The organism is Xanthomonas sp. NCPPB 3959, assembly GCF_056675575.1.
Genome location: NZ_JBWWVR010000020.1, coordinates 1 through 23,078, shown reverse-complemented (window position 1 = coordinate 23,078; position 23,078 = coordinate 1). Strand labels below are relative to the sequence as shown.

The following is a 23,078-nucleotide window of genomic DNA, read 5'->3' as shown; positions in this document are numbered from 1 at the left end:
TGATGGGTGAAACGCAACTGCCGCTATGACGCGGGATCGGCTCTTGCATCGAAACGCGGCGCACGCCCGAAGTCCTCGCGCGTAAATGGCCGGTCGCGAAACAGATAGCCGTAGTAGAACGTCCGCAACGCCTGGTGATAGGCGCGAATGCGATCTTGATAGGCCAATTGCGCACGCAGATCGGTACCTGCCAGGCGCGTCAACGCCGCCTGCAATGCAACCGGCGGCAATACGCTGGCCACACGCTGCGCCAGCGCTTCGCGTCGTTGCAGGCCTTGCCGATACGCCGCGACCTGCGGCGCCACCTGCTGATCGCCGTTTTCGTGAAAGGCGAAATACCACTTGTAATGGAACGCGCTGGTCAACGGCGCAGAATCTGCCCACTGCGGGTTCTGCGCGTAGAAGGCGCGCATGGTGTCCTGGCGCGGAATATCCCAGGCGTGGTTGACCGCCTCGCGCTGCAGCCGCGCGATCTCGCTACCCTGGTTGACCGGCACCGCCTGATTGATCGCCACATGCGCCAGCGCCGGTGCGACCAGTGCCAGCACCACCCAGCAGCTGGCCAAGGCGGTGGCGTGCGCGGCGGGGCGCCAGTGGATGCGCCCGACCAGCACCGCCAGCAACACCCAGAACAGCAGATAGGCACAGCTCAGTGCCAGCACCGCGAGTTGTTGCAGCAGCGGCACCGCATTGAGGCTCGCGGCAATGGCAAACGGCACGCTCAGGCACACCAGCACCGCAGCGGCACGCACCACCACGCGCCGTACCAGCAACGCGGCTCCGGCACCCGGCAGCGCGGCCAGCATGCGTGCGCGCCCGGCCTCGCGTTCGCCCGAGCGCAGATCGAACAGCAACGCGATCACGAACAACGGCAGCAAAAACACCAACACAAATGCATAGTCGAAGCGCCCGGCCAATGCCAACTCCGGGTTGTAGCTGTCGCCATCGTGGATCTGCGCTTCCAGCCCCAGCGCGCGGACACGCAGGATGTACGGCGAGACATCGCGCATGCCCACCGCGGCGAATGCCAATGGCGAGGGCACATCCCAGGTCGGGTGGAAGCTGTAGTAAGCCGCGCTGCCAGCGTCGTTGGTGCGCGCGACATAGTCTTCCACCGCTGCGATGTCTTCCTGCTGCAGCGCTGCGATGCCTGCGATGTTGTCGCGCTGCGCAGCGATGACGTGCTGGCCGGAGATCAGGCTGCACACCGTCAACAGGGCAAGCAACAGCAATCCGGCCACCGCGGCACGTGCACGCAGCAACAGCAGAAGTTCGTACTTCCACAGCACCATCAGCGCGCCACTCCCACACGCCGGCCCGCTGCGATCAGCATGCACAGCGCAGCCAGCAGCCAGGCGCCGACCAGGCCGAGCGCAGCGCCTGCAGCCCTCAGCACCTCTGTGGTGGCCGGCGGCTGGAAGGCGAACACCGGAATCTCATGCCAATGCGCGGAGGAGATGCGCTTGCGCTGGTCGGCGCCGGCATCCTGGGCGGTGTCGTCGGCCATGCTCACGGAATCGGCCTGCAATTGATTGAGCTGCTGCACCAGCGTGTAACGATAACGTTCGGCCTGGGCAAGAAAGCGCTCATGTGCGCGCAGATCGGTTTCCGCCAGTGTCATCGAGAGGTCGCGCAGGGCAACCGTTGGGCTCAGCAGGGCGAACGTGCGCACCAGCAGATTCTGTTCCTGCTGGATGGCCGAATCGCGTGCGGCATACCGTTCGAACAGGCTGGAGGTGAGCCGCTCGCCTTCCAGCGCGAGCAGGCCCTTGTAGTTCACCGGCAGGTCTTCCACGCGCTGTACGCCGTAGCGTGTCAGGGTCTGCTGCTTGAACTGCGCAAAGTGCGGGTCGTCGGGATTGTGGCTGTCGCCGAGCGTGCGCAGATCGCGCTGGATCGCCACATCGGTTTCCAGCCGCGTGGGCAATCGATACGCGGCACTAGCCACATCCGGTGCCACGCGCGGCACCAGCAAGGCCAGCCACACCCACACCGCCAGCGATACCAGCAACGCATCGCGGCCGCGCCGGCACAGCATCGACACCGACACCACCAGCGCGCACCACACCAGCAGATAGACCGCATACGCCAGCACCAGCAGTGCGACCCGCAGCGCCTGGCCCGGCAACAACGCGATGGGCACCAGCCCGACCAAGGCCGGCAACAAGCACGCAGCGGCCACCGCCGCGAGCGCGAGATATTTGCCGCCGAACAATTGCCGGCGCGTCGCGCCCTGCAACAACAACGCACGCAGCGTGCCGGTTTCCTGCTCGCGCGCCACTGCGCCATAGCCCAGAAACACCAGCATCAGCGGCGCCAAGACCTGCAGCACAAAGGCAGGCGTCAATTGACCGAAACGCACCAGCAGCGAGCTCTGACGCACGTCACCGAAATTGGCGGTGTTCTGGCGATGGCCTTCCAGAAACATGCTGTTGCCGGTAAACGCATCCACGCCCGCATCGAACGCGGCCAAAGCCGGCAGCGGGCGATAGATGAAGTGACCGTAATGCACCACCCGATGCGGATGGCGGTCCGGCTGCGCCTCGAAGGCCTGCTGCGCGGCCAGTTGCTGACGCGCGCGGAACTCGGCGACCTCGCGCTGATGATGCGCGGCGGTCAACGCCGCCACCAGCGTGAGCAACATCAGCAACACCACACCGATGGCGGCGGAACGGTTGCGCGCCATGAAGCGCAGTTCTTCGCGCGCGACCAACAGCACAGGACTCATGCGGTAACGCTCATGCAGCCTGATCCTGCGGGCGCGCGAAGCGTGCATGCAAGGTGCGCACATCGAAGCCGCTGTCACCTGCGCCGATTTCATCGGCAATACGTCCGTTTTCCAGAAACCCGATCCGGTCGGCCACATCCACCGCACCAAGCAGGTCGTGGGTGACCATCAGCACCGCACCGCCGCGCTCGCGCACGCTGCTGACCAGGCGGTTGAAATCGGCGATGGCGCGCGGATCCAGGCCGGAGGTGGGCTCGTCCAGCAGCAGCACCGGCACCTGGCGCAAGGTGGCGACCGCGATCGCCACTTTCTGGCGCATGCCTTTGGAAAACCCCGCCAACCGCTGGCTCCAGGCTTCGCGTTGCAGACCGGCAGCGGCGAACGCCTGGCCGATCTCGGCCTGGCTGCGGCGTTGGCCGGCGAGCGCGAGCAGGTAATCGGCATTTTCGATTGCGCTCAGATGCTCGTAGAGCGCGACGTTTTCGGGCAGATAGGCCAGCCGCGCACGCGCGGCGCCGGGGTTGGCGACCGGGTCGATGCCATCCACCAGCAAGCTGCCGGAGCTGGGTTTGACGAAACCGAGCAGGGTGGAAAGCGTGGAGGATTTACCGGCGCCGTTGCCGCCCAATAAGGCGTAGACACTGCCCGGCGCGACCTGCAGATTCAGCCCCTGCAACACGGCGCGGCCGCGGTAGGCCACGTGGAGGTTGCTGACGGAAATCGCGGGGGTCGGTGTAGCGCTGAAGGGCATGATAAGGAAGCTCGCCTGTTGAAATGATATGTTATCACATTAGATGCAAGCGCCTGCGCAGCGCCGCGCTCTTCCCCTTCGATCGAGACCCCTACGCCCCACATGACCTCCGATACGCGTCCCTCCTGCCCGCACGGCTCACCTGCCCCTCCACGCAATCAGCACGCGCCTGCCAACGCTGCCACCGCCGACGCAGCCCGCACTTCCCTGCACGCCTGCGCCAGTTTGCTCGCGGCGACGCTATTCGCTGCCGCACACGCCGACGCGCAGACCATCGACACCAGCGCGCCGCTGCCGCCGCTGCGCGCCTGGCATGGCGCGAGCGAGGCATTGATCGTCAAGCCGGGCGATCCGTGGAGCACGCCGGTGGAGCGCAACGATTTCGCCAGCACGCCCAGCTATGACGAAACGCGCGCGTGGCTGGAACGTCTGGTGGCCGCCTCGCCGCTGCTGTCGCTGGAAGTATTCGGCAAGAGCAGCGAGGGCCGCGATCTGTTGCTGGTACGCGCGCACAAGGGCGCACCCGGCAAGCCGGTGGTGCTGGCGCAGGCGGCCATCCATGCCGGCGAAATCGACGGCAAGGACGCAGGCTTGATGTTGCTGCGCGATATCGCCCAGCGCGGCAAGGACCACCTGCTCGACCAGGTCGATTTCGTATTCGTGCCGATCCTCAATGCCGACGGCCACGAACAACGCGGTCCACTGATTGGCGCGGCATTGCGCGGCCCGCAACAGATGGGCTGGAACACCACCACACGCGGCATCAACCTCAACCGCGATTACCTCAACCTGGAAGCGCCGGAAACGCGCGCGATGGTCGCGTTGCTGCATCGCCTGGATCCGGCGCTCTACATCGACCTGCATGTCAGCGGCGGGCTGGATCATCAGTACGACATCACCTTTACCTTCGCCGGTTGGGGCACCTACGCACGCTCGCGCGCGACCGCCGATTGGTTGCAGCAGCGCTTCACGCCGGCAATGAACACCGCGCTGCGCAGCCAGGGTCACGAGCCGGCCATCTACCCGAGCCTGATCGACGAAGACGAACCGCGCTCGGGTCTGCGCTACGCACCGGAAGGCCCGCGTTATTCCACCGGGTATGGCGATTTTGCCGGCATCCCCACCGTGCTGGTGGAGAACCATCGTTTGAAGTCGTACCGGCAGCGCGTGCTCGGCGACTACGTGTTGCTGGAAGAAGCGCTGCGCGTGGTCGGCCGCGATGCAAAAAAAATCGATGCAGCCAAGCGCGCCGATCGTGCCGCACGCCCGCAGGAATTGATGGTTGCCTGGGAACGCCTGCAACAGCCGATCGCCCAGGTGTCGTTCAAGGGGGTGACCTACACCCGCGCGCTTTCGCCGGTGTCCGGCCGGCAGGAGCTGCGTTGGGAAGGCCGCGACGAAACCTGGACCATGCCGGTGATCGGCTATCGCCAGACCCAGGCGGTGCGCTACCCGCTCGCTTGGTGGATTCCGCCCGGCAACGACGATGTGGTCGAACTGCTCAAAGCACACCGCATTACATTCGAACGCTTGCAGCAACCGCGCCAGATCAACGTGCAGCAAATCCGCGTGGTGAAGGAAGCCGGCACCCAGACGCCGCACACCGACCACATGCACGAAACCTTCGCCGCCGGCAGCATCCGCGTGCCTGCCGATCAACCGATGCGCATGCTGGCCGCCGCGTTGCTGGAGCCGCAGAGCAGCGATTCGCTGCTGGCCAGCGGACGTTTTCGCAATGCCGGCAGCCCCGACAGTGGCTTGTACGGCACCGAGCTGGTGGACTTCACCGAGCGCGTGTTGCGCAGCAATGCGGCTCTTCGCGATGCGTTCGAACGCAAGCTCGCCGACGATGCCGCATTCCGCGCCGATGGCGATGCGCGCTTGCAATGGATCTATGCACGCTCGCCGTATGCAGCGATCAACGGCTGGCGTTATCCGGTGCGGCGTCAGCTGGCAGAATGATTCATCGGTATTGCCGATTCCATCGTGTGGGATCGGCAATGCAGTGCGCGTTTCTGTCGCATCACCCCGTTACCGCAGTGCAGGCGCCCCCACCGGTGCATGCTCGGCCATCAACGCAATCACCCAATCGATAAACACCCGCAGCTTGGCGCTGACATGCCGGTTGGGCGGGAACGCGATCGACAGTGGCATCGGCTCCAGTGACCAGTCGTCGAACAGTTGCACCAGCTCGCCACTGGCGACATGCGCCTTGGCCATGTACACCGGCAACCACAGCACGCCCATGCCGGCCAGGCCTGCGGCCAGATAGGCGTTGCCATCGTCGGATGCCACCACGTAACGCCCCTGCAGATTCACCGCTTCATTGCCGCGCTGCATGACATAGGGCACGGTCTTGTTGTTGCTCCAACGCATGAAACCGACACAGCGATGCTGGGTGTTTTCCAGCGCCTGCGGGTGCGCCGGCGTGCCCAGCCGCTGCAGATACGTCGGCGCCGCATACACACCCGCCTGCAGGTCGCCCACACGGCGCGCAATCAACGATTGATCGGTGATGATGCCGCCGCGCACCACGCAATCCACGTTCTCGCCAATCAGATCCACGCGGCGGTCGCTCACGCCCATATCCAGCTGGATATCCGGATAGCGCGCATGAAATGTCGGCAGCGCCGGCATCAGGATCAGGCGCGCCAATGGGCTGGGCACATCCACGCGCAAGCGCCCGCGCGGCAGCGCCGATGCATCGGACAGGCTAGTCTCCGCATCGTCCATGTCTGCCAGCAGCCGCAGCACACGCTCGTAGTACGCCGCGCCATCGGCGGTGACATGCACCCGGCGCGTGGTGCGGTTGAGCAAGGTCACGCGCAGGCGTGCCTCCAGCTGCTGCACCAACTGGGTCACGCTGGCCCGGCTCATGTGCAAGGTCTCGGCTGCCTTGGTAAAGCTGCCGGTCTCAACCACACGCGCAAACGCCTGCATCGCGTCGAACCGATCCATCGCCGCTCCCAACCCAAAGATTGTTTGGATTCTACAAATAGTGTTGGCCGGGGTTGCCGATTTATCGCAGGCGCGCAAGCGCCTACCGTGGCTGTCTGTTCCGACTAGACGCTTGATGGAGATCCCCATGGCAACACGTGACGTTGTTTTTCCGCAGGGGCGCCACGCCCTGTATGAGCGCCATCGCTATTCCCCGGCGGTGCGCGCCGAGGGCTTGCTGTTTGTCGCCGGCCAGGTCGGCAGCCGCGAAGACGGCTCTCCGGAACCGGAGCTGGCCGCAGAGATCGCCCGCGCCTTCGACAATCTCGATGCCATCCTCGCAGCGGCCGGTTGCACCTCGCAGGACGTCGTCGACGTCACCTTGTTCATGGTCAACCCGGAGGTGGTCTTTGAGGCCATGTGGGAAAAGTGGGTGAGCTATTGGGGCCCGGCGCCCTACCCCACCGTCACCGCAGTGGGCGTGACCTGGCTGGCTGGTTTTCGGTTCGAGATCAAGGTGGTGGTCAAACTGCCGGCACAGCAGCAGTAACCGGTTTCAGTAACTCGTCGGTGGTTACTTCGTTGCTCCTGCGTGCTGCTGAAAAGTCTTTGATGGCGAAATCCCCACTAGCGATCAGTCACTAGCACGGTCGATCGAAGTAACTCAAAAGATCGCCACGCCTGGCTTGCCAGTGCGTGGCGATTTTGTTATCGCGCGCGCTCAAGGCAACAGCAGCACTGTCCAATTCGACTGCATAAAAGACGGCCTTGGCGTTCTCACGCCATCACTTATCGCGCCGGCAACCGACAGGCCACAACTGCGGACGATTATGTCCGTAGAGACTGACGCAAGCTGTTTCAAACCCGTGAATCAGGCGTCTCGATAGAGCATCACTATCGTCAATTTCTACCGCCCTCGAAATCTTAACCAGTCAATTTGAATTGTAAAAATCTCGCTAAAGCAACGATGCAGACGGCCGCTACCGCAATCCAGGGTGTTGCGACGCCCATCACCGTTCTGCCCGCGCGCCGCCATGGCGCTGCGTCCATCACACACAGCCGAGATTTCAATGAAATTGACCGTCAAGCTTCTCAGTGGCGCCATTGCCCTGGTTTCGTCGACCTGCGCCTATGCGCAGCAGGACGCGATGTTTTCCTTCAGCGGCTTCGGCACGCTGGGCGTGGTGCATTCGACCGAAGATCAGGCCGACTTCACGCCCGACATCCAGACCGAAGAAGGCGCAGGCGCGAGTCACTCCACCTCGGCCCGTCCGGACTCGCGCATCGCCGGCCAGGTCAATGCCAACTTCACCGACAAGTTCACCGGCGTATTGCAGGTGACCAGCGAGTACGCCGAGCGTGGCGATTACGATCCGAAGGTCACGCTGGCGCATGTGAAGTATCAGTTCGGCCCGCAGTTCGCCGCCCGCCTGGGCCGCATCACTGCGCCGCTGTACATGCTCTCGGAGTACCAGCGCGTCGGCTACGCCACGCCGTGGGTGCGTCCGCCATACGAGGTCTACAACTACCTGCTGCCGATGGACGGCGTCGAAGGCGTGTACACCATCAATGCGGGCGAAAGCGTGGTCAGCGTGCAGGGCTTTTACGGCCGCATCAATTCGAAGAAGGCCGATGTGTACGCCATGCGCGGCCTGGCACTGGGCCTGGAATCGGGTGCGTCGACGTTCCGCGCCGCCTACATCGTGGGCACCACCGATTTCGACACCCCGCAGCTAGACCGCCTGTTCTCGGCCTATCAGCGCATCAATCCTGCGCTGGCCGATCGCCTGACCACCTACGGCGTTGACGGCAGCTTTGCCAGCGTTGGCTACGCCTACGATCCGGGCAACTGGTTCCTGCGCAGCGAAGTGATTCGCGCCGATTACTCGCCTTCGCTCAACGGCAAGACCACCTCCGGCTATCTCAGTGTGGGCGGGCGTTTCGGCACGCTGACGCCGTCGCTCACCTATGCCAATGTCGATCGCAAGGGTCCGACCATCGCCCCCGGCCAGGATCCGGTCGGTGTGATGACACGCGCCCTGGCGCAGGCCGAAAGCGGTCGTCACAGCTTCACCGCTGCGCTGCGTTGGGACGCGCGTGAGAGCGTCGCCTTCAAGCTGCAGGCCAGCCACATCAACAACAACGCGGGCTCGTTCGGGTCGTTGAACAACATCCAGCCGGGCTTCCGTCCGGGCGGCAGCTACAACCTGCTGTCGGCGTCTGTCGACTTCGTGTTCTAAGAGAGCCCCCATGACCATTTCCAAGTGTTTTGCAGTCTCCCTGCTTGCCGCGTTGTCGCTGACCGCGTTCTGTGCCAATGCCGATGTGGTGGTGGTGATGTCGGCCAAGGGCGGCCCGGACAGCCTCAGCGCCGCGCAGGTGTCGCAGATCTTCCTGGCCAAGTCCAACAGCCTGCCCGGCGGCGGCGCGGCTGTGCCGATCGACCAGGAAGAAGGCGTCGCCACCCGCGATGAGTTCTACAAGAAAGTGGCCGCGCGCGATTCGGCGCAGCTGAAGTCGTATTGGTCGCAGCTGATGTTCACCGGCAAGGCGCAGCGTCCCAAGCGTGTCAGCGGCGATGACGCGGTCAAGAAGGCCGTTGCGGCCACACCCGGCGCCATCGGTTACATCAGTGCCAGTGCAGTGGACGCCAGCGTCAAGGTCGTCCTGAAGCCGTGACCCGCTACCTGCTCGAGACTCAAGTCATGAGACGTATTCTGTCGCTACCGTTGTTCTGGAAAATCCTGATGCCGGCAGCGGTGGCGATCATTTGCCTATCGAGCTATGTGGCCTTCAGTACGCTGGTGTTTCACCGCAACAACGACCGCCTGGAAGCGGTGCGCGACGTGCATTTCCCCATGCTCGATGCGATGACGCGCAACGTGGCAGCGCTGGACAAGCTCATCAACGGGCTCAATGGCGCCGCCGCTGCGGGCGATGCCGATATGTTGGCGGCCACCAAGCCGGTGGCCGACGAGATCCACAGCTCGTACGTAAAATTGCAAAAGGCCGACCCGGCCAATGCGAAAGAGCTGGCACGCCTGGGCAAGGAGTTTGATCAGTACTACAGCCTGGCGCATGGCGTGGCTGCGGCGTTCGTGGAGCAGCGCGAACCCGATGCGCAGCAGATGAGCGCGATGGCGCCGGCACTGGAGACCTATCGCACCACCCTGACCGCCATGCAGAAGCGCGCCGATGCACGCTTCCGCGGCACCGTGCAGGAAGCGCTGGACAGTTCGGTCACCGCAAGCATGGGTGGCCTGATCCTGGGCCTGGTCGGCGCGGTGGTGTGTATTGGTTTTGGCTGGATCGTGGCGCGCGCCATCACCCAGCCGCTCAATCGCGCCATAGGCATCGCGCATGCGGTGTCATCGGGCAAGTTGGAGAACACCATCTCGATCGACCGCAACGACGAAGTCGGCCAACTGCTGCAGGCGATGGACAGCATGCAGCGTCAGCTGCGTCGCGTGATCCAGGCGCAGACGGAGATGGGCGACAAGCACGAGGCCGGCATGGTCAGTCACCGTATTGCCGAGCAGGAATTTCCCGGCGAATTCGGCAGCATGGTGCGCGCCAGCAACACGCTGGTATCCAGCCATCTCGCAGTGACCATGCAGATCGTCGCGTTGACCGAACGCTATGCCGCAGGCGATCTGTCGCAGCAGCTGGCACCGTTGCCGGGCGAAAAAGCGGTGATCAGCCAATCGATCAACGATGTGCGGGCCAGCCTGTTGTCCATCAACGGCGAGATCAAGCGATTGGCCGCGGCTGCGGCGGCGGGCGACTTCAGCGCACGTGGCGACGAGACCGCGTTCGAACATGATTTCCGCCAGATCGTGGTGGATCTCAATCACTTGATGAGCACCTCGGACAAGAGTCTTGGCGAGGTGTCGCAGGTGTTGCAGGCCATTGCCAGCGGCGATCTGACCACACGCATGCACGGCACCTCTTCCGGCGTCTTTGCACGCATGCGCGACGATGCCAACACCACGGTGGATCGCCTGACCGATATCGTCGGGCGCATCCAGCATTCGTCCTCGGAGATCGACACCGCTGCCGGCGAAATTGCCGCCGGCAATCAGGATCTGTCGCGGCGCACCGAGTTGCAGGCCGCCAACCTGGAAGAAACCGCTGCCTCGATGGAAGAACTCACCGCCACCGTCAAGCAGAACGCCGAACACGCCCGTCAAGCCAACGCGCTTGCACGCAGCGCTGCCGGTGTGGCCTCGCAAGGTGGCGAGGTGGTCAGCCTGGTGGTCGGCACCATGTCGGGTATCGAAACCTCGTCCAAGAAGATCGCCGAGATCATCAGCGTCATCGACGGCATCGCCTTCCAGACCAATATCCTGGCCTTGAACGCGGCGGTGGAAGCGGCGCGCGCCGGCGAGCAGGGCCGCGGTTTTGCCGTGGTGGCAAGCGAGGTGCGCACCTTGGCACAGCGCTCGTCCGGGGCGGCCAAGGAGATCAAGGGGCTCATCGATGCATCGGTGGGCAAGGTGGCCGAAGGCTCGGCACTGGTGCGCAAGGCCGGCACCACCATGACCGAGATCGTTGCCAGCGTGAATCGCGTCACCGACATCATGGGCGAGATCACCGCGGCTTCCAGCGAGCAATCGGCCGGCATCGAACAGGTCAACCAGACCGTCATCCAGATGGACGAGACCACGCAGCAGAATGCGGCATTGGTGGAAGAAGCCATGGCCGCGGCACGGGCGATGGAGAAGCAATCCAGCACGCTCACGCAATTGGTCTCGCAGTTCCAACTGGCGCCTGCCACCGAACAGCAGCTGGTACGACACGTCGCATAGCGGGTCGCCTCGATCGATCGACCCGAACGCCTCGCCACACGCTCGACACCCCTCTCTGCACGCACTGCAGACGAGGGGTTTTTCGTTTTGGGATCATGCGAATGCAAAGCTGAGGCGATGCGGTGATCCGGCAATGTTGCCCGGCGAGCCGCCCCCTTCCCATCGAGGAGTGCCCCTGCGTTGCCGACAGGGCCAGCCGAAGCTGGCGTACTTCCTGACCTTCACGTCAGTGGTCCTCCGACATTACCCACAGCGCATTGCTGCTTGCGCACCGCTGCAAATGCGTGGTTCAGACGCGCATCTGCCCGGTCCGGGCATAACCAATCACTTATCGCCTGCGTGCCGTATGCACGAAAAATCCTGATAAACATCACACTTTTATAGAAAAAAGTGGTGCGAGTGCACATTCCTCACGCCTACGTCACCAACAAGAAACATTTGCGTGAGATAGCTGTTGCGCTCGCTAACCACCGAGCCAACCTGTCCCCCTTCCAGCGCGCGTTCCGCTGAACGTCGATCTGCTCACCGGCAGCCGGCGGTGGCTTCGTGCGTCCGAATGATTCCAAGGAGATTCACTCCCATGCGCTTCAGGACCTTCTTCGCCGTTCTGCTTCTCACCGCCTTCAGTGCCACCGCAAATGCACAGGTCGTCACCCTCAACAAGGGCGGTTACACCCTGAGCTACGACTGCACCAACCACACCGCGCTGCGTTACGAATACGTCCTGCAGGCCGATACCGGCTCGGCGGCGCGTCCGTCCAGCTTCAATCTGGATACCGAACTGCCCAGCGGCTGCGCCGGCCAGACCTCCACTGCCTCCTACGCCAGCGTGCGCACCGGCTACGATCGCGGCCACCTGGTGACCTCCAACCACATGGACTACAACGCGACCTACATCCGTCGCGCCAACCTGATGTCCAACATCGTGCCGCAGGTAGCCAGCTTCAATCAGGGCATCTGGGTGCGTGCCGAAAACGTGGCCGAGTGTTACCGCGACATCGCCAGCGTGCAGGTCTACGGCGGGGTGATCTACAGCGACACCACCAACGATTATTTCCTGAGCAGCCACGGCATCCGCACCCCGGATTTCTTCTGGAAGACGATCATCACCGCCAACCCGGGCGGCGGCACGCGCGCGATCAGCTGGCTGATTCCCAACAGCGCCACGCTCGGTTCGCTCGATAGCTACATCGTCAGCATCGACGAACTGGAAGACCTGTACGGCGCCAGCGCCATCGGCATCACCGCTCCGGCCGCCGTCAAGGCCATGCTGCCTGCCACCACCTGGCCGCAGCCGAGCAATTGCGACCTGAGCTGATCACCGGTCAAGGACGCGATGTAGAAAAGCCCGGGCATGCCCGGGCTTTTTGATTGGCTTCACACCATTGCCATAAACGACGACAGATCGACTCGTAGCGTAGTAAGTTGCAGGCAACCGTTACTCCACAAACTCAAACCGCGGCCGTTCAATTCCCTCCACCTCGACCTGCTCGACAAACATCGCATAGGGCCGCACCCACATGCCGATGTCGCTGTCCAACGGGCGGTAGAGCACCAGCGGCTCAAGCGTTTCGCTACTGCGCACGACACCCAGCACCTCGTAACGGCCACCCTTGAAGTGGCGGTACTGCCCGAGCGCAAGGGAAGGCAGTGGCGGCAAATGATCCATGGACGTCAACGTGATCGAGGGCCATCCAGTTTAAGCAGCCAATGCGACCACAGCCAGAAGATGCCGCAAGGCGCGCGGCATCTTCTTGACCTCAGCAACGCACCAGTGCTCACGTTTATTCAGAGCGGCTACTGCTCATCCTCTTCGTCTTTGTCGTCATCGTCCAGATCCACCTCGGCATCCACTTCGTCTTCGATGGCATCGTCGTCGTCGATCTCGCTGTCCTGCGCCGGCCCGTCCTGGATCGCTGCATGATCCTTGCCGGGTGCCTTGACGCCGTTAGGCGGTGTGGTCGGGTCGTCTACGCCGTTTTCGTAACTGCTCATGATCAGCTCCAGCGGCAAAGGACCGCAAAGCCACCCTCCTCCCGGCCATGTGACGCGCACGTGTGTCCTGCGCACCGGCCGGACCGCTCGTCGCAGCCACGTCATCCGGTGACGCATGAGGCTGTCTCGCCGGCACTGCATCCGGCCCGCGCTTCCGTCCGTAGCTACCATCACGCCTACAAAGGAAACACCATGCCGAGCCTGATCCACGATCTGCACGACCTGCTCGCATCCTGGAAGGCCGAGGCGCAAACGTTCGACGCCTGCGACATGCCGGCCTCTGCGCTCGCCTTCCGGGAGTGCCACCGCCGCCTCAGCGCGCTGCTCGGTGAGCATGCGTCTGCTACAACTGCGCTGGGCGCCGCCACCGCAGCGCATGAACGACAGACCTCAGTGACCCACCCGCAAGCGCGCGCCAGCGCGCCGGTGGGTTCCTAAGCGCTCGATCAGCGTGTCGCTGGCCTGATTCAAGCCGACGATGTCGACTGTAGCGCCGTGCGCGCGCAGCTTGAGCACCACCCGATCCAGCGCTGCCACCGCGCTGACATCCCAGAAGTGCGCGTGGGTGAGGTCGATCAACACCTTGGGCGGCGTGCGCAGCACATCGAAGCTGGCGGCAAACTGCCCGGCCGAGGCAAAGAACACCTGCCCGCGCACGGCATAGACCCGCACACCGTCGTCGCGATCGATCTCCTGCACCTGCAACATGCGCCCGACCTTGCGCGCGAAGAACAACGCCGACAGCAACACCCCCGCAAACACGCCTTTGGCCAGGTCGTGCGTCCATACCGTGACCACGACGGTGCCGAGCATCACCACCGAAGAACTTTTGGGGTGCGTGCGCAGATCGCGTAGCGATTCCCAGCTGAAGGTGCCGATGCTGACCATGATCATCACCGCCACCAGCGCCGCCATCGGAATCTGCCGCACCCAGTTGGCGCCGTAGACCACCATCAGCAACAGCACCACGCCGGCCACCATGCACGACAGGCGCCCACGCCCGCCCGAGCGCACGTTGATCACCGATTGCCCGATCATCGCGCAACCGGCCATGCCGCCGAAGCATCCGGCCAGCATGTTCGCCAGCCCCTGGCCGGCGCATTCGCGGTTGCGTTGCGAGGGCGTATCGGTCATGTCTTCGACGATCTGCGCGGTCATCAACGACTCCAGCAATCCCACCACCGCCAGCGTCGTCGACACCGGCAGCAGGATGCGCACCGTCTCCCAGCGCAGCGGCACATCCGGCAGCAGAAACACGGGCAAACTGTCGGGCAGATGACCCATATCGCCCACGCTGCGGATGTCGATCTGCCAGTACGCACATGCCACGGTGAGCACCACGATGGCAACCAGCGGCGAGGGAATCGCCGTGGTGAGGCGCGGAAGCAGATAGATGATAGCCAAGCCTGCTGCACACACCGCATAGACCGGCCATGGCATGCCGATCAGCTCCGGCAACTGCGCAAGAAAGATCAGGATTGCCAGCGCATTGACGAAGCCGGTGATCACCGAGCGCGACACAAAGCGCATCAATGCGCCAAGCCGAAACGCCGCCGCGATCAGCTGCAGCACACCCGCCAGGACGGTAGCCGCCAACAGATACTGCACCCCGTGATCCTTGACCAACTCCACCATCAACAACGCCATTGCACCGGTCGCAGCAGAAATCATGCCGGGGCGACCGCCGGCAATAGAGGTCACCACCGCAATACAGAACGCAGCGTAGAGCCCCACCTTGGGGTCGACACCGGCAATGATCGAAAACGCGATGGCTTCGGGAATCAGCGCAAGCGCGACCACGATGCCGGCGAGCACATCGCCACGCACATTGCCGAACCATTGCTGGCGCAACGAGAGATATCTGGACATTGAAACGACTCCGCGCACCGGCAAACACACGGCGCGAATACATGAACGTCGAACACCTGGACCTTCGCAGAGACTGCGAGCGCGTGATGCGTCAGGTCAGGGTGGCGTCATGGTGTCGGAGGAGATCGCTCTGGACGAATGTCGATGCTAACGCGTTGAAGCACTGCAGAACAAGACAGGCTGCGCAGCCCGCATGCCGAGTTGCTACAGTCGATTCAACACTCGACAATGGATGCCCGATGTTCAAGCTGTTGCTTGTGCTGTTAGTGATCGAGGGCATTCTGCAGATCGCCTGGAATCGGCCGTATTTCAGATGGGGATTGCCCGTGTTCAAACGGCGGATTCAGGTGACCAGCACCCAGCTGGCCTGTTTTTCATTAGCGCAGGTCGAAAACGCGGTTGAACAGACACGTTGGCCAGACCTCAGGTTCCATCCGCTCTCCGAACACGCCTACGCATTTCGTGAGACGTTTCTGGTGTTCGTCGGTCCTGTCTACCCGTTGGTGATGCGGGGGCACATCGCGATCGACCGCAGGCGACGTGAAATCGTCATTACCGGCTTCTGCAACTGGGCCGTGCTGTACATGATCGCCGTCATTCTTGTTCCAGCGCTGGCGATCAAACCGGGCGCTGCATTGATGTTCCTTGGACTTCTCGCACTCGTCTACCTTTTACAACGCAGCCGGTTCGGCAATGTGGAAGCGGCGGTACAGATGCTGCTGAGCACCAACACGACCCCACTTATTGTGCGACCGCGCACTCCACGGAACTAATGGGTCTCGTGTAAGACACAGACCCGCCTGCTGCCCCTGCGGTCGCAAGGCCAGACATCAATCGACCACACACAGCGGCTTTTCTCCAGGGCGCAGCGTCAGCACACGCACGCCGGTACGCGTCACCGCCACGGTGTGCTCGAACTGTGCGGATAACTTGCCATCGCGCGTATGCACCGGCCATTGATCCGGCTCGGCGCGAATCGCCGCCCTGCCCTGATTGATCATCGGCTCGATGGTGAACACCATGCCTTCCTGCAGCTCCATCCCGGTGCCGGCGTGGCCGTAATGCAGAATCTGCGGGTCTTCATGCATCTCACGCCCGATGCCGTGCCCGCAATATTCCTTCACCACGCTATAGCCGTGCTCGCGCGCATGCCGCGCAATTGCATGGCCGATGTCGCCTAATCGCGCACCAGGGCGCACCGCCGCGATCCCTTTCCACATCGCCTGATACGTGGTTTGCACCAACCGCCGCGCCGGGTACGCCACCTCGCCAACAAGGTACGTGGTGCTGGAATCGGCAATGAACCCGTTTTTCTCCAGCGTGATATCCAGGTTGACGATCTGCCCATTGCGCAGCACATCATCGGCCGATGGCACACCGTGGCAGACCACATCGTCGATCGAGGCGTTGAGCACGAATGGAAAATCGTACTGGCCCTTGCTGGCCGGTCGCGCATCCAACTCATCGACAATCATCCGCTCGACAAAGTCGTTGAGTTCCAGCGTGCTGCGGCCTTCGAGCGGCAGCTGATCCAGCGCATGAAACACCTGCGCCAGCAGCTGACCGGAGGCAGCCATCAAGGCAACTTCGTCCGGCGACTTGATCATGCCCGTGCTGGCTTCAAGGCCTGCGGCCGCACCCCCGCCGCACGCAGCTCCTGCGCCACGATCTGCTGAAACGACGCCTCCGGATTCATCTCGCACAACATGCCGACCTTGATCCAGAAATTGGCCTGCGCATTGATCGAGCGGCTGGTCACCGTGCACGCGCGGCGCAACTGATCGTGAAGCTCGTCGTCGATGTTGACGATGCCCATGACTACTCCGAAAGTAACGATATACGAATCATATACGAAACATATATTGCCACACAATTTCGGTTCTCTCTGAGATGAAATGCGCGACCGATCGCCCCACCGACTTTGCTTTCACGCAACTGAATCGGCATTCATAACGCCAACAGCTGAATGCAACCAATTTGTCACATAGGCGCACTCACGCGGGAAGGTCCCCCGGCCGCCAAAGACAAACCATCCATGCCCCACGCAAACCCCTGTTTTCCGCAACTCCCGATCAGCAGGAACGATCGATGAGCTCCGCACAGCGCATCGATGCGCTCACCGGAATTCGCGGACTGGCCGCTTTGCTGGTGGTCTATTCGCATCTCGCGGAAGACGGATTCTTCTCGCGTAGCCATCTGTATCCGGGCGAAGTGGGCGTCATGGTGTTTTTCACCCTGAGCGGGTTCCTGATGGCCTTTCTCTACGGCCACAAGCAATTCGACTACGCCTCCGTGGTGCGCTACGGCATCTCGCGTTTTTCGCGGATCGCCCCGGCCTATCTGTTTGTCGTGATCGGCTCCTATCTGATCTACAACCTGATCGACCCATCGTTCGTCTACGCGATCACCCATCAGAACCTGCTGCGTCACCTGTTGTTCTCCGGCAACGTGTCCGCGCTGTGGAGCATTCCGCCGGAGGTGCAGTTCTACGCGGTCTTCGTGGGCCTGTGGTTCGCACTGTGGAAATTCAGAAACCAAGGCAACGCCTCCGTGCTTGCAATCGTGCTGACCGCGATTTTTCTGCTGATCTCCTACCGCGACCAACTGCCCGGTACCTTTGTCGGCTCAAAGATGCAGTACTTCTTCTCGGGCGTGCTGTTCGGGTTGTTCCGCAATCAAGCCTGGTCCGACAAGGGCATGCGCACGCTTGCGTTGCTGCAAGGCCTGACGCTGATCGTTATCGGCCTGGTCATCGCACGCATCCTGCCGGTGGAATTCGGCAGCAAGCGCGAGTTCTACAACTATCTGGAAGGTGCGTTGTTCTCGGGCATCTTCGTTTTCATGTTCTCCTTCGATACACCGCTGAGCAAGCTGCTGTTCGGCCACCGGCCCATCATGATGTGTGGCGAGTTCAGCTTTTCAATATATCTGCTGAACATTCCGGTGATCTATGTCGCCATGAAATTGCTGGGCGACCACGCGCATACCCCGGCCATGGCCGCGCTGATCACCTTGGTGGTTTTCTTGCTGGCATGGCTGATGTATCGCGTCATCGAGCTGCCCGGTAACACGCTGTTGCGGCGCATTGGAACCAGGCTTTTCGAATCGCGTCCGTCAGTGGCTCCTGCGCGTACCGAAGCGACCGATACCATCAAATAACCTACCGCTTTGTTTGAAGTAGCCGTGCGTTGGGAGCGTCGTGGCCGAGGCTCTTCCCGACGTTCTCGCATCGCGTACTCGCAACGATGAATGCATCAGGCGATGGCGAAACGCTCGTCCGCTGCGGTGCCCTGGAAGCGATCCCGGTAGTCGCCCGGGGCTACGCCCAAGACACGCAGGAAGGTGCGACGCAGCGTCTGTTCGTCCGATAAACCGGTCAGCGCCGCAATGCGCTTGATCGGCGCGTTTCCGGATTCCAGCAGGCGGCGCGCCGCTTCCACGCGTAGCGTTTCCACCGCCTTGGCTGGGGTGACACCGCATGTGCTGCGGTAGACGCGTGCGAACGTGCGCGGCGACATCTTCATGCGGCCGGCAAGCGTTTCCACCCGCAGATCCTCATGCAGGTTGGCGGCCATCCAACCGTGCAGTTCCGCAAAATCGCCGCCCGCGCTGGTCTGCGCCGACAACGGTGCGCTGAACTGCGACTGCCCGCCCGAGCGCTTGACGAACACCACCAGCTGACGTGCCACATCGATCGCAAGCCGGTGGCCATGATCGTCCTCGATCAGCGCAAGCGTCAGGTCGATGCCTGCCGTGACGCCGGCCGATGACCACACATGTCCATCGCGCACGAAGATCTTGTCTGCATCCACACGTACGCCGGGGTGCAAGCTGGAGAGCCGGTCGGCCCAACCCCAATGCGTCGCTGCACGCCGACCATCCAGGTGCCCTGCGGCAGCAAGCAGAAACGCACCGGTGCAGATCGAGCAGAGCCTGCGAACGCTGGCGCCGCGCGCGGCCACCCACTCAACCAATCCAGGCGAGACGGCGTAAACCGCACCGCGGCAACCACCTGGCGCCATCAGCGTATCGATGGCGACATCGTCCAGCGAGGCAATCGCCACCGACATCACCTGCAGACCGGAGCTGGTCGTCACCAGGCCACCGCTCTCGGACGCGACGGTGATCTGGTAGCGCGAACTGCCCCCAGCCAGGGGCGCGCATTGATTTGCGGTGTGCAGTGCCTGCACTGGCCCGGTGAGGTCAAGGACATTCATGTCTTCGTGCGCAAGCAGCACAACGTGACGCGAAGGAGATGAGTCGGACATGGAGGCCTTGCGCATTCAGCGCGGATAGTCGGGATATTCAAATGCCAGCGCAACGCCCTTGGCAGTTGCTCGACCATAGCGTTGCATGATGCCATCGAGCGCACCATTCAAAGCTGGCACCGGCATCGGGTCGGCCGGGGCGACGAGTGGGACCGTGCTGCCCGGCTCGCGCTGTCGATCGGGCACGATGACAAGTCCATGCCGCGTGACAAAGGATGCGCCAGTGGTAGAGACGACGGACGCGCGGCTTCTCCCCGTGGTGGAGTACGCATCCACGGTCAGCGCAAGTGTCGCCTCATCCATCCCGGGTGCGCCCAGCACATCGATCTGCTAGCCACTGTGCAGCCATCGGTTGGTATACAGCACCTGCGCCAGCGGCCACGCGGTTGTGCCAAGGCGGGGACGGAAGGCATCACTGTCGTGCTTCGGCGACCAATCCTTTGCACCGAGCGTCGATGCCAGTTTCTGCGCCTTGGCATGCCCGCTGATGGCCTCAACCAACGCGATCGATGCCGGGATCGCGGCGCTCACGCCCGCGGTAGAGATCCACGTTACATCCGCGACATAACGCCGATTCGGCGTCCAGAGGATGGCGGGAAATGTCTCGGCGCGGCTGGCACTGGTCGACCAATGCGCGGTGGCGCGGCGACCATCGAACACGCCCATCTGTGCGGCGATGAGTGCCCCGTTGCAGATGGTGACGATGGTCGCGCCGTGCGCAGATTGCTGTTTCAACCATGCAAGCAGTCGCGGTTCGGAAGCCTGAGCGGCCACGATGACGTAGTCGGCGCCTTCGGGCTGCGCGGCGTCGAACTGGGCCACGGTTGTGTCTGTCGCGATCTTGAAGCCGGGGCTGCCAAGGTCGGTGAAAGTTGCCAGTGGCCCCTCATCGAGGGTGACAGCGACGACGTCCATGGTGCCGGCACGCGAGAGAATCGCGAACGGCACCAGAAAGTCGCTGACTTCCACGCCGGCATTGTTTCCCACCACCGCAATCACCGGGCGGGCGCGCGCCGTGCGAGCACGGTAGGGCGGCAGCGTCGCCTGTGCCGTTGCAGCGATATCCGGGGCGCCGCGCGCCGGCAGTGCAGACCGCGCCGCCGGCTCGGCACACCCGGCAAGGATCATGCACGCGGCCCAGGTAGCGCGACGGATAACGCGGTGAAACGTAAGGGGAGCCATGGCGATGCCGCAGAGGAGATGTTCGCTGATTCTTCGGCCACAACCTGCTGTCGGCAATGTCGCTGACCCGTCATTTACTGCCACGGCTAACAGGCTAATGGCCGACGACTGGCGCGCGTGTGCCCGCAGCAAACCCGTGACTTCGAGCGCGCCATGCAATGCAAAATCCAACCGCCAGCAACAAGGCCATGGCCGCCGGAAAGGTCTGCGCGCCCCATTGGTCCAGCAGCACGCCGCCGACCACACCACCACCGGCGATGACACTGTTCCAGGCAACGACATTTAGCGACAGCGCAACATCGGCCCCTTCTCCTGCGCTATCGGCAAGTGCAGTCTGCAGCAGCGTCGCGGCTCCACCGAACGTCAGACCCCACACTGCCACACACACGTAAACGACGGGCTGCATGTCCTGCAGTAGCGCCAGCACCACAGAGAGTGCGAAGAACGTCGCCAGCGAGATCAATACGGTGCGACGCAGGTGATGCTCCACCAGCTTTGCTGCCACGCCGATACCAATCAGTGCGGCTGCGCCGAAGACCAACAGCAGCACGTCCACACGATGGCCCAGCCCAGCGTGTGCGGCGAATGGCGCCACATAGGTGTAGAGGATGTTATGGGCCAACATCCACGCCATCACGGTGGCGAGCACGGGACGCACGCCAGGAGTGCCAAGCACCTTGCGCAGCGGCACACGCTGCGCTGCCGATTGGCCGGGATAATCGGGCACCTTCACCAGCACCCAGACGATCAAAACGACTGTCAGAGCCGACATCGCGGCAAACGCACTCCGCCAGCCCAGCATGCCGCCCATCCAGGTGCCCAGCGGCACGCCCAGGGAGAGCGCAATCGGTGTGCCCACCATCGCAATCGCCATGGCCCTGCCCTGCTGTTCCGGCTGCACCATGCGCCGGGCGTAACCGGCCAGCAGGCTCCAAGCCAGGCCTGCGGCTGCGCCAGCAAACAAACGCGCCACCAAGGTCAGGCTGTAGTTGGTTGAGAGTGCAGTGATGGAGTTGAACACCAGGAAGCCGACAATGGTGAGCAGCAGCACGTTACGTCGCCTCCACTGCTGGGTCGCAATGGTCAGCGGGATTGCAGCCACCACCGAACCCAACGCATAAGCAGTCACCGTTTGCCCAGCCAGGGCGGGAGTAATGCCAAGGCCTGCGGACATATGCGGCAACAGTCCTGCAGGAAGGGTTTCGGTCACGATGCAGATGAAACCGGTCATCGCCAGCGCCAACAGGGCGGCGATGGGTAACGGCGCGGGGATTGCACTGGCCGTTGATGTGTTTGGAGAGGTCACATGCTGTCCTTGGTTGAGATAAGTTTCGGGTCAGATCACACCGATCCGTATCGATCAGTACATATATAAGCCAAAAGAAACAGGCCATCTACCGAACAGCCTGTCCATGCCTGCTATCGAAAGAAACATATATGTATCGTTCGGTATGTATATTACGAAGCGACCACATTGTCAACAACATATGTATCGACTAGTCTGTATGTAGGTATCGGAGAGTGCAATGGCACAGATGGGAAGGCCACGCAGCTTCGACCGCGACACCGCGGTTGAGCAAGCGCTTCACCTGTTCTGGGAACAGGGCTACGAATCCACCTCGTTGAGCCAACTCAAGGCGGCGATTGGCGGCGGCATCACCGCGCCCAGCTTCTACGCAGCGTTCGGCTCCAAGGAGGCACTCTTCAAGGAATGCATGGAACGCTACCTGGCGAGCTACGCGAAGGTGACCCACTGCTTGTGGGACACCTCGCTCGGTCCAAAGCAGGCGGTGGAGCTTGCACTGCGCCGCTCAGCCAAGATGCAATGCGAGCGCGGCCACCCAAAGGGCTGCATGGTCACGTTGGGAGTGATGAGTGCACCATCACCGGAACTCTCTGCGCTCTGCACCCCACTGACGCGCTCGCGTGCCCGCACACGCGCCGGCATCCGCGCCTGCGTGGAACGCGCCATCGCCAACCGAGAACTCGGGCCGGATGCCGACCCCGCTGCACTCACATGCGTGTTCGACAGCTTCCTGCTTGGGCTATCCACACTCGCCAGGGATGGCATGAGCTTCAAGGCGATGGACGCTGCCATTACGCAGCTCATGGGGTTCTGGGATGCCCAGACCCACTAGGCAGGCAGCACTTCAACCCGTGCGCCGCAGAACGCCGGGATGGCGTTCGCTGCGGGATGACAGAGCTAGATTTATTTGAGAGCCCGCTTGCCTCGCTGCGCCTGGCTCTCGGGTCAACTTTCGCAGTGAATGACTCAAGCCGCCGGACCTGATTACAGGTATCGATGGTAGCGGCAGCGCGCATTGCGTGACCTTTTAGTCGAAGGTGCCGACAGCGGAAAGCCGCACCAACTCGTCCACCACGTAGCGCACCTTCGGGCGCAAGTGGCGCGTGCGCGGCCAGAGCGCGAAGATTTCGATGCAATAGGCCGTGCACTCTTCCAGGACGAGCTGCAGCCTGCCCGACTGGATGTGCGGGCGCACCAGCGAGATCGGCATTTGGCAGATGCCCAGACCTGCGAT

The 23,078-nt window shown here is 62.8% G+C and carries 24 protein-coding genes; 10 read left to right on the top strand and 14 right to left on the bottom strand.

The window, feature by feature from the left end:
* Positions 1–23 precede the first annotated feature (23 nt).
* From AC1KVG_RS18960 to AC1KVG_RS18950, 3 genes are read right to left on the bottom strand one after another with little or no spacing between them, the layout of a single operon-like run.
* Positions 24–1,292 carry a DUF3526 domain-containing protein gene (locus AC1KVG_RS18960; RefSeq protein WP_481095408.1) on the bottom strand — a complete coding sequence of 423 codons (1,269 nt, stop codon included), beginning with the start codon at positions 1,290–1,292 and terminating at the stop codon, positions 24–26.
* The gene (locus AC1KVG_RS18955) at positions 1,292–2,728 is read right to left on the bottom strand and encodes an ABC transporter permease (protein WP_481095407.1); all 1,437 of its coding nucleotides are present in this window, start codon (positions 2,726–2,728) and stop codon (positions 1,292–1,294) included. The genes AC1KVG_RS18960 and AC1KVG_RS18955 overlap by 1 nt, the downstream gene beginning before the upstream one ends.
* A 10-nt stretch (positions 2,729–2,738) precedes the next feature.
* Positions 2,739–3,479 carry an ABC transporter ATP-binding protein gene (locus AC1KVG_RS18950; RefSeq protein WP_481095406.1) on the bottom strand — a complete coding sequence of 247 codons (741 nt, stop codon included), beginning with the start codon at positions 3,477–3,479 and terminating at the stop codon, positions 2,739–2,741.
* Between the two features lie 102 nt (positions 3,480–3,581).
* On the opposite strand from AC1KVG_RS18950, the gene AC1KVG_RS18945 reads away from it, so the two are divergent.
* Positions 3,582–5,441: a M14 family metallopeptidase gene (locus AC1KVG_RS18945; RefSeq protein WP_481095405.1), complete on the top strand. Its 1,860-nt coding sequence runs from the start codon at positions 3,582–3,584 to the stop codon at positions 5,439–5,441.
* A 69-nt stretch (positions 5,442–5,510) separates the two neighbouring features.
* Here the strand turns inward: AC1KVG_RS18945 and AC1KVG_RS18940 are convergent, their stop codons facing one another.
* On the bottom strand, positions 5,511–6,437 hold the full coding sequence (locus tag AC1KVG_RS18940) for a LysR family transcriptional regulator (RefSeq protein WP_481095404.1): 927 nt from the start codon (positions 6,435–6,437) through the stop codon (positions 5,511–5,513).
* 127 nt (positions 6,438–6,564) lie between these two features.
* Here AC1KVG_RS18940 and AC1KVG_RS18935 point away from each other — a divergent pair, with 127 nt between their 5' ends.
* From AC1KVG_RS18935 to AC1KVG_RS18915, 5 genes are all read left to right on the top strand, one after another.
* Entirely contained in the window at positions 6,565–6,966 is a 402-nt protein-coding gene (locus AC1KVG_RS18935; protein ID WP_115039619.1) for a Rid family hydrolase, read from the top strand.
* A gap of 520 nt (positions 6,967–7,486) precedes the next feature.
* Positions 7,487–8,656 carry a hypothetical protein gene (locus tag AC1KVG_RS18930; RefSeq protein ID WP_481095403.1) on the top strand — a complete coding sequence of 390 codons (1,170 nt, stop codon included), beginning with the start codon at positions 7,487–7,489 and terminating at the stop codon, positions 8,654–8,656.
* Between the two features lie 10 nt (positions 8,657–8,666).
* On the top strand, positions 8,667–9,095 hold the full coding sequence (locus AC1KVG_RS18925) for a type 2 periplasmic-binding domain-containing protein (protein ID WP_176340266.1): 429 nt from the start codon (positions 8,667–8,669) through the stop codon (positions 9,093–9,095).
* A 26-nt stretch (positions 9,096–9,121) separates the two neighbouring features.
* Complete coding sequence (locus AC1KVG_RS18920; RefSeq protein ID WP_481095402.1) at positions 9,122–11,224, top strand: methyl-accepting chemotaxis protein; 2,103 nt, start codon at positions 9,122–9,124, stop codon at positions 11,222–11,224.
* A 580-nt stretch (positions 11,225–11,804) separates the two neighbouring features.
* A complete protein-coding gene (locus AC1KVG_RS18915) occupies positions 11,805–12,542 on the top strand; it encodes a DNA/RNA non-specific endonuclease (RefSeq protein WP_074058545.1) in 738 nt (245 codons plus the stop codon).
* 120 nt (positions 12,543–12,662) lie between these two features.
* Here the strand turns inward: AC1KVG_RS18915 and AC1KVG_RS18910 are convergent, their stop codons facing one another.
* Together AC1KVG_RS18910 and AC1KVG_RS18905 are read right to left on the bottom strand one after the other, a co-directional pair.
* Positions 12,663–12,893, bottom strand: a complete 231-nt coding sequence (locus AC1KVG_RS18910; RefSeq protein WP_481095401.1) for a DUF1653 domain-containing protein — start codon at positions 12,891–12,893, stop codon at positions 12,663–12,665.
* A gap of 128 nt (positions 12,894–13,021) precedes the next feature.
* Complete coding sequence (locus AC1KVG_RS18905; protein ID WP_043889902.1) at positions 13,022–13,219, bottom strand: hypothetical protein; 198 nt, start codon at positions 13,217–13,219, stop codon at positions 13,022–13,024.
* 192 nt (positions 13,220–13,411) lie between these two features.
* On the opposite strand from AC1KVG_RS18905, the gene AC1KVG_RS18900 reads away from it, so the two are divergent.
* Positions 13,412–13,657: a hypothetical protein gene (locus tag AC1KVG_RS18900; protein ID WP_115039615.1), complete on the top strand. Its 246-nt coding sequence runs from the start codon at positions 13,412–13,414 to the stop codon at positions 13,655–13,657.
* On the opposite strand, the gene AC1KVG_RS18895 is transcribed toward AC1KVG_RS18900, so the two are convergent.
* The gene (locus tag AC1KVG_RS18895) at positions 13,610–15,088 is read right to left on the bottom strand and encodes a SulP family inorganic anion transporter (protein ID WP_481095400.1); all 1,479 of its coding nucleotides are present in this window, start codon (positions 15,086–15,088) and stop codon (positions 13,610–13,612) included. The two genes, AC1KVG_RS18900 and AC1KVG_RS18895, sit on opposite strands and share 48 nt — an antisense overlap.
* Before the next feature lie 239 nt (positions 15,089–15,327).
* On the opposite strand from AC1KVG_RS18895, the gene AC1KVG_RS18890 reads away from it, so the two are divergent.
* A complete protein-coding gene (locus AC1KVG_RS18890; protein WP_481095399.1) occupies positions 15,328–15,861 on the top strand; it encodes a hypothetical protein in 534 nt (177 codons plus the stop codon).
* Between the two features lie 57 nt (positions 15,862–15,918).
* On the opposite strand, the gene map is transcribed toward AC1KVG_RS18890, so the two are convergent.
* Entirely contained in the window at positions 15,919–16,695 is a 777-nt protein-coding gene (map, locus tag AC1KVG_RS18885; RefSeq protein ID WP_481095398.1) for a type I methionyl aminopeptidase, read from the bottom strand.
* Complete coding sequence (locus AC1KVG_RS18880; protein ID WP_023905360.1) at positions 16,692–16,904, bottom strand: ParD-like family protein; 213 nt, start codon at positions 16,902–16,904, stop codon at positions 16,692–16,694. The genes map and AC1KVG_RS18880 overlap by 4 nt, the downstream gene beginning before the upstream one ends.
* Before the next feature lie 272 nt (positions 16,905–17,176).
* On the opposite strand from AC1KVG_RS18880, the gene AC1KVG_RS18875 reads away from it, so the two are divergent.
* Positions 17,177–18,247, top strand: coding sequence for an acyltransferase family protein (locus tag AC1KVG_RS18875; protein WP_481095397.1), 1,071 nt, complete (start codon positions 17,177–17,179; stop codon positions 18,245–18,247).
* Positions 18,248–18,342: 95 nt separating this feature from the next.
* Here the strand turns inward: AC1KVG_RS18875 and AC1KVG_RS18870 are convergent, their stop codons facing one another.
* Genes AC1KVG_RS18870 through AC1KVG_RS18855 form a run of 4 tightly spaced genes read right to left on the bottom strand, consistent with a single transcriptional unit; the run spans position 18,343 to position 21,844 of the window.
* Positions 18,343–19,356, bottom strand: a complete 1,014-nt coding sequence (locus AC1KVG_RS18870; protein ID WP_481095396.1) for a GlxA family transcriptional regulator — start codon at positions 19,354–19,356, stop codon at positions 18,343–18,345.
* Positions 19,357–19,371: 15 nt separating this feature from the next.
* Entirely contained in the window at positions 19,372–19,659 is a 288-nt protein-coding gene (locus AC1KVG_RS18865) for a hypothetical protein (protein WP_481095395.1), read from the bottom strand.
* A gap of 27 nt (positions 19,660–19,686) precedes the next feature.
* Positions 19,687–20,697 (bottom strand): DJ-1/PfpI family protein, encoded by a 1,011-nt coding sequence (locus AC1KVG_RS18860; protein WP_481095394.1) that lies wholly within the window; start codon positions 20,695–20,697, stop codon positions 19,687–19,689.
* Positions 20,633–21,844 carry an MFS transporter gene (locus AC1KVG_RS18855; RefSeq protein WP_481095393.1) on the bottom strand — a complete coding sequence of 404 codons (1,212 nt, stop codon included), beginning with the start codon at positions 21,842–21,844 and terminating at the stop codon, positions 20,633–20,635. Before AC1KVG_RS18855 ends, AC1KVG_RS18860 begins: the two co-directional genes overlap by 65 nt.
* 220 nt (positions 21,845–22,064) lie before the next feature.
* Between AC1KVG_RS18855 and AC1KVG_RS18850 the strand changes: the two genes are divergently transcribed.
* The gene (locus AC1KVG_RS18850; RefSeq protein WP_481095392.1) at positions 22,065–22,676 is read left to right on the top strand and encodes a TetR/AcrR family transcriptional regulator; all 612 of its coding nucleotides are present in this window, start codon (positions 22,065–22,067) and stop codon (positions 22,674–22,676) included.
* A gap of 195 nt (positions 22,677–22,871) precedes the next feature.
* Here the strand turns inward: AC1KVG_RS18850 and AC1KVG_RS18845 are convergent.
* Positions 22,872–23,078, bottom strand: a 207-nt coding sequence (locus tag AC1KVG_RS18845; RefSeq protein WP_481095391.1) for a LysR substrate-binding domain-containing protein, incomplete at its 5' end; no start/stop codon positions are given.